Here is a 9,955-nt window from a genome sequence, read left to right as displayed (position 1 = left end):
CCTGCACCTCCCCCAAAATCGCAGGGGCGATTTTGGGGGAGGCGGGAGGGGGGACGAAAATTCGAAAGTTGATGTAAAAATGATTTATCCCGAATTGACGTAAATTACATACTGCCCTGGACGGATGTCGGGGTCATCCTTTGAGAGGTGTCCAATGAACGCAAGGTTTCTCCCCAAAATCGCTCTTTGGCTGCTGATTATGGCGGGTTTATTCACAGCCGCCGCTTGCCAACTATCGGCGGATGAGAGCAACGAACCGACCCCCGATGCATTTGCCACAGCCTATGCTCAACTGACCAGCGAAGCGGCCACCGCTGCCCCGCACAGTCCTCCTGCCACCGAAACGCCGCCCATGCCGCCGCTTGCCACCCCAACAGCAGAAACCTCCCCCACCACACTCATCCCCGCCGGGGTGTGGCGCGGTTTCATTGCCCTGATGGATGGGCGCTTTGTGGCTTTTGATTTTGAGGGAAACCGGCTGGGTTTTGAGGCAGACATCAGCGGGGTTGAAGGCGTGGGTGCGTACAACACCACCGTTTTTCGCGATGGACTGGCTTACTCGCGCTTTGAAGACGGCACCGTCACGGTGATTACCTCCGCCGGCAGGCGCACCCTGGATTTCATCCGCTCCGAAAATCCCATCAGTGCCAGCATCAGCCCGGACGGCAGCCGCATTGCCTGGTCGTATCAATTCTGGGGAGAAAACGCGCCTTCATCGGAATTGTGGATTGCCAATCTGGATGGCAGCGATGCCCGCAAAGTGGACGAAATCGGTGAAGAAGAAAACCGCGAACGCTGGCTGATTCTTCACCCCTACCGCTGGCAGCCGGATGGGAAACTGCTATATGCCACCCAACCGACCGGCATTGGCGGCTACATTCTTTACGGAAACTGGAATGGTATGCGCCTTTACGACCCTGCCAGCGGCTCGATCACCGTACTGGTCAGTGATGATGAACGACTCGGCTTGAGCCTCAGTTCCATATCCAACGACTTAAGCATGGCGTCTATCAACGGTGATGGTATCCGCGTGCGCCGCCTTGGCAGCCGTGTTGAAGTACTGCTGCCCCCTACCAGCGGACTGACCACCTGTGGAGACGGCCGGTTTTCGCCCTCCGATCAGTGGCTGGCGTATGCCTGCGGGCGCAACAACCCGGAAGATGAAGCCGGGCAGGTGCTGCTTGCTCCGGTGGACGGCAGTCTATCCCCGCAAGTGTTGTTCAACGATTCGGCCAACGCTCCGCACGTCATGGGGTGGGTAGATGAAGACACCATCGTGATTCAGACTTACTCGCGTTTTGAATCTGCCGGCGAAATCTGGCGCGTCCAGCGTGACGGCACCCGTCTCACCCGCCTGACCGAAGGGATTTTTATTGGTTTTGTACCATAGGGCAAGAGCATCCAAAGCACTTGCATACACTATTTATTAGATTATAGAACCAGCAAAACAACGATTGTACTTCTTGTTTTGATATATATAGATTTGTTTATCCCAATTTTAGGGAAAACCCTATATTGAACACAATATAATAAATCCATTAAAATGAAAATAAAGTAGCGCATTTAGTATTTTCAACCGAAATAAAAAAAGGAGTATTTGATGCCAAAAATACTGAAACTCTTTATTATTGCAATAGCCATGATTTTGTTACATCTTCCTACTGGCTTGGTAGCAAGTTATTCCCCTTCTGATCAAATTTCTGTAATCCAGCAATGGCAGACCTATACCGATCCAAAATTGGGATTCTCAATTTCTTACCCATCTTATTGGTCTGTAATACCCAGGAATGATTCTTTAGGAGCAGGCGCAACGCTAGTGATTGTTGATAATGCTTACAAATCCCATAATTCTAAAGTTGAGATAGGTATGTATTTGGTTGAAGCAAATCCCGACCAATCGTTGGAAGATTGGACTATTCAATATGAACTTTTTAGCCGATCTCTTGATCAACCCACAAATTTAGAATTAACCATCCTTAAAACCCCCAGTAACGAAACTGATTTATTACAAGCTAAGGGATCATCAAGCATCACAGAATATCGATTTACAAACATTCTTAGGGGAAAGATTGTTTGGTTTATCTGGTCAAATGTTTCAGACTCAAATATAGATATTTACAACAAGATTGTAGAGTCTTTTAGGTTTAGTGATAGCACTCCATATAGTTTGCAAGATGTTTATGGAGAAAGATTTCGTCCTTTCTCATGGTTTGGAACCTCAAAGGTTACAGGCAACCCCAGTTTACACACTATCAATTCACCTAATGATAACCTATTTACCCCTCTTAATCTTGGAACTTGGTAGCATGCCCCATTGCGAGGTGCTAACCTGACGGCAACATGTAACTCACCAGCACATAACACGAGTTGGTCTAGATACGCAATTGATGTTGCAAGACCACAAGGAACGCCCATTTACGCAAGCTCTAGTGATCCTGTGGTATTTGTGGGATGGAGCAATTCCGGATATGGGAATCTTGTTAGAACTCAAGGGGGAGTAAAAGCATACTATGCCCATTTGCATAGCATCAATTGGGAACTAATTTATTCTCGAAATTACAATGTTCAAAGGGGGGATGTATTAGGCTGGGTAGGTAGTACCGGTAATAGCACAGGGAATCATCTTCACTTTGAGGTAAGAAATCTGAGTGATACCAGCATCCGTTTAAACGGTATGACCGGATTTACGCCAATCAGGGTGGATTATGCTTATCCAGACAATCCCTGTGGTACGATTTCCTACCCATAAAAAGAGAAATGCGAAATGAAGAAAAAAGTTTATAAATTCATAATTACAACTTTATTGCTTGTGCTGAGCTTGATCATTTCGGCCTGCACTGCACCGCAAATCTCTCCAACAGCAACATCAACCTCTACCCCTCCCGCTTTCCCCGAAGCGCCGGTCGCGACCCAAAAGCCTATCGCCACTCAGACAACCTCAACCGTCACGCCTCCCACCATCTACAAACCTTTACCCGAATCACTGGAAGTGCTTCACCTGCGAGCCGACAGACAGATTGCTCTTACCGATCTAAGTGGAACTGAGTCTGTTACGCTAGCCCCCGTGTTGACCCAGGCCGCACCCGGCGATGAACCCAACGTTTGGCTACAATTTCATCACTCCACCCCGCCGAAGGTTTCACCTGCCGGCAACCGGTTGCTCCTGCCGGATGGCAGCGGCGGCTGGTTGATTTATGATTTAGCCAAGCAGTCCATCCTGAAACAGTTTTCTGCCAGGGATGCGGTTTTCAGCCCATCCTTTTCGCCGGATGGCGAGCGGCTGGCTTTCATCCATCGGAGTCAACTTTGTCTGTATTCGCTGACTGCCGATTTGAGCGAATGCCTCCCCCCTTTTGTATCTACCCCTCTTTTTGCCGACTGGTCGCCGCATTCCGACCACATTGCTGTCGTCCTCGGCGAATGCTGCGAGGCAGAGGTATGGCTGGTGGACACGGAGGCCCTCACCAGCCAGATAGTTGGCCTCACCGACCTAACCTTTGAAACCAATTTGAAATGGGTGTTGACCTGGGTGTATGATGCGGACTCCAAAGAAGAAAAACTCGTCATCCTTTCGCAGAAAACCGCCACACAAGCGCTGGTTAATTACCCTTCGCAATCGAAGTCTGATCAATTAGACTTTGCCCTCATCGGGATGTCTGTTAACGGGAAGTATGTCCTCACCCTTGATGGCACAGTGGGAACACTGGACGGCAATTTCTTCCACAAACTGGCAGTGCAGCCCGGTAAAATCCTGCTGAAGGATTGGGCCTGGTCACCGCAGAGCGACCGACTGGCGGTGCTTCATAGCCGACCCGAACAGGCGGATACCGCCGTCACACTGAGTGTGATCAGCCTGACCGGTCAAAATCTTTTATGGCAACGTACCTTTGAACGGTCCATTGCCCGTGTAGAGTGGTCACGCGATTCGTCTGCCCTGGTGCTCGATCAGGCCGATTTGCATCCTGGGGACTCACCGGTGTGGAAGATCTCTTCTGATGGACAGGGTGAACTGGAAATATTGGTCAAGGCTGGTTTTCTGCTCTCAGTTTTGCATTAGACAAAAAGAGGCAGCCAGGCAAATGCGCGGCTGCCTCACTAAATTTAAGCCTCTCAAACCTTTTCCCCGAGATACCGCGCCCCCTCGCGCAATGCCTGATAATTCTTCGGCAGCAGTTTGTGGTGGCGTTCCGGCAGATGTTCCTGCAGGGCTTTTTCAATTGCCTCCAAACCAAGCACCGGCAAATTGGCAAGGAACGCCCCTAGCATGACCATGTTGGCCATCCGCCGGTCACCCAGTTGCTCGGCAATATCGTTGGCCGGCACCAGCACCACCTGAATGTCCTTTCGCTCCGGGGTGCGGTCAATGATCGAGGAGTTGACCACCAGCAGTCCACCCGGTTTGACCAGCGGTTCGTACTTATCCAGTGAGGGACGGTTCATCACAATGGCAACCTGCGGATTGCGCACAACCGGCGAGCCGATTTCTTCATCGGCGATGATCACCGTGCAGTTTGCGGTGCCGCCGCGCATTTCCGGCCCGTAGGAAGGAATCCAGGTGGTTTCCAACCCGCTATCCATGGCAGCGTAGGACAGCAATTGCCCGGCGAATAAAATACCCTGCCCGCCAAACCCAGCAATGATAATTTCGGTTTGCATTCCCCGCGCCTCCTTAGAACTTCAATTCCGCTACAATCGGATGGACTTTGTAATCCCCAATTGGATAGTAGGGGATCATGTGTTCTTCCAGCCAGCGCAGCGATTGAACCGGCGTCAAGCCCCAGTTGGTCGGGCAAATGGACAACAGTTCAATCATCGAAAAGCCCAGTCCACGCTGCTGCACTTCAAAAGCGGTGCGGATGGCTTTCTTTGCCATGCGGATGTTCTTGGGGTCATGCAGGCTGCGCCGCACCACATAACTGGCCCCTTCCAGTGTTGACAGTAATTCCGATGCGCGTACCGGGTAACCCTGCGTTTCCACATCCCGCCCCTTGGGGCTGGAGGTAGTCTGTTGGCCCGGCAGGGTTGTCGGCGCCATTTGCCCGCCGGTCATTCCATAATTGGCATTGTTGAGGAAGAAAACGGTGATATTTTCTCCACGTGCCGCAGCATGGACAATCTCCCCCATGCCGATGGATGCCATATCACCATCACCCTGATAGGTCATCACAATCCGGTCGGGCAGGACGCGCTTGATACCGGTTGCCATGGCTGGGGCGCGCCCGTGCGGGGCCTGAACAAAGTCAAAATCAAAATAGTTATAGGCAAACACCGAGCAGCCCACCGAAGCCACGCCAATCATCCGGTCGCGGATGCCCATCTCGTCAATCACCTCCGCGATCAGGCGGTGAGCTACCCCGTGGGTGCAGCCCGGGCAATAATGGGTGGCGCACTCTTCCAGCGATTGCGGGCGTTCATAAACAACAACTTCATCGAGCATCACCATGGTTTTTCGCTCCTTTCTAGTTGCTGTGAGGCATGCGCGCCAGCCAGCGGTCGCGCGGGTGACCATCGAGAGGTAAAGGTTCGCGCGTCAGGCGGCGGATCTCTTCCAGTACCTCATCCGGCATGGGAATGATACCGCCCAGGCGGCCGTAAAATTCCACCGGCACCCGACCCTCAACCACACGGCGAACATCTTCCAGCATTTGTCCGGAGTTCATTTCCACCACCAGCATGCCCTCAACCTGCCGGCTCAATTCGTCCAGTGCCTTGACCGGGAAGGGTTTGAGGGTAATGGGTCGCAGCAAACCGACTGGAATTCCCTCCGCCCGCGCGGCACGCACCGCTGAAAGTGCCACCCGTCCGGCTGAACCAAACCCAACCACCACAAAACGGGCATCCTCCAGATAGTAGCCTTTGAAGCGCACCTCGTTGGCTTCCACCTGCTGCCAGCGGCGCAGCATGCGCAAATTGGCGGCTTCCTCATCCGGCGGGTCAAGGTAAATCGAAGATAATACCCGCCGCTCACCGGGGTGTTCAACGATGCCGCGCACGGCCCATTCGGGATATTCGGTCTTAAGCGGGCGCATGGGGGGCATCTCAGCCGGTTCCATCATTTGACCGATGCTACCATCAATCAAAATGACCGTAATGGCACGGTATTTTTCGGCAAGGTCGAAGGCTTCATAGGTCAGGTCAACCGACTCTTGAATGGAGGCCGGGGCCAGTACAATCGCGTTGTAATCGCCGTGACCGCCGCCGTGTACAATCTGGTTGTAATCGGCCTGCGCCGGGGCAATGTTACCCAGACCCGGCCCGCCGCGCATCACATCCACCAGCACAAAGGGCACTTCCGTGCCGGCAATGTACGAAATCCCCTCCATCATCAGGCTGATGCCCGGGCTGGAAGAGGAGGTCATTACCCGCGCACCGGTGCAGGCCGCACCGTAAACCATGTTAATAGCGCCCAATTCACTTTCCGCCTGCACAAAAGCGCGTCCCAGTTCTGGCATGCGCGCCGAAAGGTATTCCAGCAATTCGGTTTGGGGGGTGATCGGATAACCGAAGTAGGCCTGCAAGCCGGCCCGTACTGCCGCTTCGGCAATGGCATTGTTTCCTTTCCACAGTTCTCTCGCCATATCTGCCTCCTCTATGCGGCTGCTGCCTGACGGGCTTTGGCTGCTTCTCGGTAAACCGTGATGGCGGCTTCCGGGCAAACAATGGCGCAAATGCCGCAGCCGGTGCAGCCTTCCTGTACCAGCGTTGCCGGGTGGTAGCCCTTGGCGGTAATCCGCACCGGATCAAGCGCAATGACCTGCTGCGGACAGGCATCTACGCACAGTTCACATCCCTTACAGTAAGCCTCATTGACGATAATTCGTCCCTTTACGGGCATTGCTGTTCCTCCTTTTCGTGAACGGGGATTGAATATATACAAAACGGCGATGCTGGCTGCATTTTCATTATCTTGCGCTTTGAGTTCAAAAGGTAGTGTCAGGTATCACAAGGAAGAGAAACAAACATCCATAAATTTGCGTCTAATCGGGTAAAAATTAGAAAAATAATCTTTATTCATCCAAAATCGGATATAATAAGTCTAAATTAAAAGGTCCCTGTCTTTAATTTCCTATGGCCCTCGACCGCTTCGGACGCATCATCCATTATCTCCGCATCAGCCTGACCGATCACTGCAATCTGCGCTGCGTATATTGCATGCCGGAGGATATGACCTTTCGCCCTAACCCCGAACTGATGCAGGATGACGAAGTGCTGCTATTGGCTCGACTGTTCGCTTCCCTGGGCTTTGATAAATTCCGCCTGACCGGCGGTGAGCCGACCGTGCGCGCCAAAATCGTTGACCTGGTGCGCGGGATAGCTTCCATACCGGGAGTGCGTTCACTTTCGATGACCACCAACGGCGTTCTGCTGGAAAAACTGGCGCAACCCCTCAAGGAAGCCGGCTTGCAACGCGTCAACATCAGCCTGGATACGCTCAACCCGATTCGTTTCAAAGCCATCACCCGGTGGGGATCGTTTGACAAAGTGTGGGCCGGAATCATGGCTGCTGAGCAGGCTGGTCTGCAGCCAATTAAATTGAATGCGGTCATTGTGCGCGGTTTTAACGAAGAAGATGTCGTTCCCATGGCGCGCCTTTCCTGCACCTTCCCCTGGCAGATTCGTTTCATCGAGATGATGCCGTTTGGCGGCGCAACCGAATTACAGCGGCAGCAAGTGGTCACCACCCAGTAGATGATCAGCCGTATTGAAGCCGAACTTGGACCGTTGCAACCGGTGAATAACGGTCAACTGGATGGCGAAGCCCGTATCTTTCGGCTGCGCGATGCGGTTGGGGAAATCGGCTTCATTGCCTCGGTTTCCATGCCATTCTGTGCCGCCTGCACCCGCGCCCGCCTGACGGCAGATGGCAAACTGCGCCTGTGTCTGCTGCGCGAGAAGGAAGTAGACCTGCTCACCCCACTCCGGCAGGGCGCCACGCTGGAAGACCTGCGGCAGATTATCCTGGATGGCATCTGGCACAAACCATGGGGGCACGGCCTTGCCGAAGGCAATTTTGCTACCAACCGGACCATGAGTGAAATAGGCGGTTAATAGCCAGGCTCACAAGCATCCTATCCTCTCCACCTGACCAGCCTTCAATTCCTCCTTTGGTCGAGGTGCGCTTTGGTCTTAACCCCCTTCCCTTATACCATTTTTCTGATACAATGATACAATAATCGGGGTCGAAGAAGACTGGCACTATCCACCCCGTGGAGAGAAATTTATGATTCGCACAGAAAACCTGACGAAAACTTTCATCCTGCGTAAAAATCAACCCCCCATTCAAGCCGTGCAAGACCTGACCCTGGAGATAAATGAAGGGGAAGTATTTGGCTTTTTAGGACCCAACGGCGCAGGTAAAACCACCACCGTTCGCATGCTGGCAGCTTTGATTCGCCCCACCAGCGGGCGCGCCTTCATTAACAACCTGCAAATCGGCCGCGATGACACCCGGATTCGGCGCAGCATCGGCATTCTGACCGAAACGCCCGGCATGTACGAACGTCTGAGCGCCGAGAAAAACCTGAGCATTTACGCCAATCTCTACGATGTACAGGATGTCAAAGGACAGGTTGAAAAATATCTGCGCATGTTGGGCCTGTGGAACCGGCGCATGGACGAAGTGGGCAGTTTTAGTAAGGGGATGCGCCAGAAACTGGCGATTGCCCGCGCTCTATTGCACGAGCCGCGCGTTCTTTTTCTGGATGAACCCACCAGCGGCCTGGATCCTGAAGCCGCCAAACTGGTGCGGGATTTTATTGAAGAGTTAAAAAGCGAAGGGCGGACCATCTTCCTCTGTACCCACAATTTAGATGAAGCCGACCGCCTTTGCGATCGCATCGGCATCTTCAAATCCCGCCTGATTGCCGTGGACACCCCCGAAAACCTGCGCCAGCGCTTGTTCGGGCGGCGGGTGGTTTTCCATCTGCGAAAATTGATTCCGGAATGGGCAGAGGTATTGCGCCGCTTTGATTTTGTCAAAGAAGTTTTCAGCGTGGATAACCGGCTGGTCGTGCGCCTGGATGACCCGGAAGAGCACAACCCGTCCCTGATTCGCGCTCTCGTAGAATGTGGCGCCGATCTGCAATTTGTCGGCGAAATCCGTCATTCACTGGAAGATATTTACCTGCAAACGTTGCAGGCAGAGGAGTAATGGCCATGTTGTCCTTCCGACATATTCGAACCATCATTGATAAAGAATGGGCAGAAGTGTTCAAAAACAAAATGGTTTTGTTCACCATTGTCTTAATGCCGCTGCTCTTTACTGCCCTGCCGCTGATCATGCTGTATGCAACCGCCGGAAGCACCCTGCCCGGCGGGGATATGGCTGACCTGCCTGAATTATTCCTCTCGGTGTGCGGGGATATGGATTCAGCCTCCTGTATGCAGGTCTATGTCATCAATCAATTCCTGATTCTGTATATGATGCTGCCGTTGATCATTCCCATCACCATTGCAGCGTACAGCATCGTAGGCGAAAAAACAACCCGCAGTCTTGAGCCTTTACTGGCCACCCCCATTTCCACCGAAGAGCTGCTGACCGGCAAAGCGCTGGCAGCCGCCATTCCCGCGGTTGGGGCTACCTGGCTGTGTTTCCTCATCTTTCAACTTCTGATTCCATTGACAGGCGCCAGCCAGCAGGTACGCGCCTATGTGCTTGGTCCGACCTGGCTGTTGGGCGTGCTGGTGGTCGGACCGCTGATGGCCATCGCCGCGGTTAATTTTGCCATCATGGTTTCCTCGCGCGTCAACGACCCGCGCATTGCAGAACAAATGGCAGCCGTATTGATCGTTCCGGTGCTGGCACTCCTGTTTGGACAGGTAGCCGGTTTGCTGGTCATCAACCAGCAATTGATGCTGATCGTCATTACTGCCCTGATTGTGATCGACATCTTTTTGATCTATCTCGGTGCGCGCCTGTTTCAGCGTGAAACCATTCTCACCCGTTGGAAGTGAA

The 9,955-nt window shown here is 52.9% G+C and carries 12 protein-coding genes; 8 read left to right on the top strand and 4 right to left on the bottom strand.

Annotated elements, in window-relative coordinates:
- The first annotated feature begins 154 nt into the window (after positions 1-154).
- The 4 genes from ACWIZX_RS04665 to ACWIZX_RS04650 all read left to right on the top strand — a co-directional run bounded on the left by ACWIZX_RS04665 (position 155) and on the right by ACWIZX_RS04650 (position 4,057).
- Positions 155-1,390 carry a hypothetical protein gene (locus ACWIZX_RS04665; RefSeq protein WP_448334958.1) on the top strand — a complete coding sequence of 412 codons (1,236 nt, stop codon included), beginning with the start codon at positions 155-157 and terminating at the stop codon, positions 1,388-1,390.
- Positions 1,391-1,600: 210 nt separating this feature from the next.
- Positions 1,601-2,305, top strand: a complete 705-nt coding sequence (locus ACWIZX_RS04660) for a hypothetical protein (protein ID WP_448334957.1) — start codon at positions 1,601-1,603, stop codon at positions 2,303-2,305.
- A gap of 9 nt (positions 2,306-2,314) precedes the next feature.
- On the top strand, positions 2,315-2,749 hold the full coding sequence (locus tag ACWIZX_RS04655) for a M23 family metallopeptidase (protein WP_448334956.1): 435 nt from the start codon (positions 2,315-2,317) through the stop codon (positions 2,747-2,749).
- 15 nt (positions 2,750-2,764) lie between these two features.
- Positions 2,765-4,057 (top strand): TolB family protein, encoded by a 1,293-nt coding sequence (locus tag ACWIZX_RS04650; RefSeq protein ID WP_448334955.1) that lies wholly within the window; start codon positions 2,765-2,767, stop codon positions 4,055-4,057.
- A gap of 53 nt (positions 4,058-4,110) precedes the next feature.
- Here the strand turns inward: ACWIZX_RS04650 and ACWIZX_RS04645 are convergent, their stop codons facing one another.
- From ACWIZX_RS04645 to ACWIZX_RS04630, 4 genes are read right to left on the bottom strand one after another with little or no spacing between them, the layout of a single operon-like run.
- Positions 4,111-4,656, bottom strand: a complete 546-nt coding sequence (locus tag ACWIZX_RS04645) for a 2-oxoacid:acceptor oxidoreductase family protein (RefSeq protein ID WP_448334954.1) — start codon at positions 4,654-4,656, stop codon at positions 4,111-4,113.
- Positions 4,657-4,669: 13 nt separating this feature from the next.
- Positions 4,670-5,437, bottom strand: a complete 768-nt coding sequence (locus ACWIZX_RS04640) for a thiamine pyrophosphate-dependent enzyme (protein ID WP_448334953.1) — start codon at positions 5,435-5,437, stop codon at positions 4,670-4,672.
- A gap of 22 nt (positions 5,438-5,459) precedes the next feature.
- Positions 5,460-6,578 (bottom strand): 3-methyl-2-oxobutanoate dehydrogenase subunit VorB, encoded by a 1,119-nt coding sequence (gene vorB, locus ACWIZX_RS04635; RefSeq protein WP_322794363.1) that lies wholly within the window; start codon positions 6,576-6,578, stop codon positions 5,460-5,462.
- Between the two features lie 11 nt (positions 6,579-6,589).
- Positions 6,590-6,835 carry a 4Fe-4S dicluster domain-containing protein gene (locus ACWIZX_RS04630; protein ID WP_322794364.1) on the bottom strand — a complete coding sequence of 82 codons (246 nt, stop codon included), beginning with the start codon at positions 6,833-6,835 and terminating at the stop codon, positions 6,590-6,592.
- Between the two features lie 233 nt (positions 6,836-7,068).
- Here ACWIZX_RS04630 and ACWIZX_RS04625 point away from each other — a divergent pair, with 233 nt between their 5' ends.
- The 4 genes from ACWIZX_RS04625 to ACWIZX_RS04610 all read left to right on the top strand — a co-directional run bounded on the left by ACWIZX_RS04625 (position 7,069) and on the right by ACWIZX_RS04610 (position 9,954).
- Positions 7,069-7,689: a GTP 3',8-cyclase MoaA gene (locus ACWIZX_RS04625; protein ID WP_448334952.1), complete on the top strand. Its 621-nt coding sequence runs from the start codon at positions 7,069-7,071 to the stop codon at positions 7,687-7,689.
- Entirely contained in the window at positions 7,690-8,049 is a 360-nt protein-coding gene (locus tag ACWIZX_RS04620) for a hypothetical protein (RefSeq protein ID WP_448334951.1), read from the top strand.
- 172 nt (positions 8,050-8,221) lie between these two features.
- A complete protein-coding gene (locus tag ACWIZX_RS04615) occupies positions 8,222-9,151 on the top strand; it encodes an ABC transporter ATP-binding protein (RefSeq protein ID WP_322791828.1) in 930 nt (309 codons plus the stop codon).
- A gap of 5 nt (positions 9,152-9,156) precedes the next feature.
- Complete coding sequence (locus ACWIZX_RS04610; RefSeq protein ID WP_448334950.1) at positions 9,157-9,954, top strand: ABC transporter permease subunit; 798 nt, start codon at positions 9,157-9,159, stop codon at positions 9,952-9,954.
- The last annotated feature ends 1 nt before the right edge of the window (position 9,955 follow it).

The organism is Bellilinea sp. (assembly GCF_053501535.1).
The sequence above is the reverse complement of the archived record's forward strand: the minus strand, read 5'-3'. Positions and strand labels throughout refer to the sequence as shown.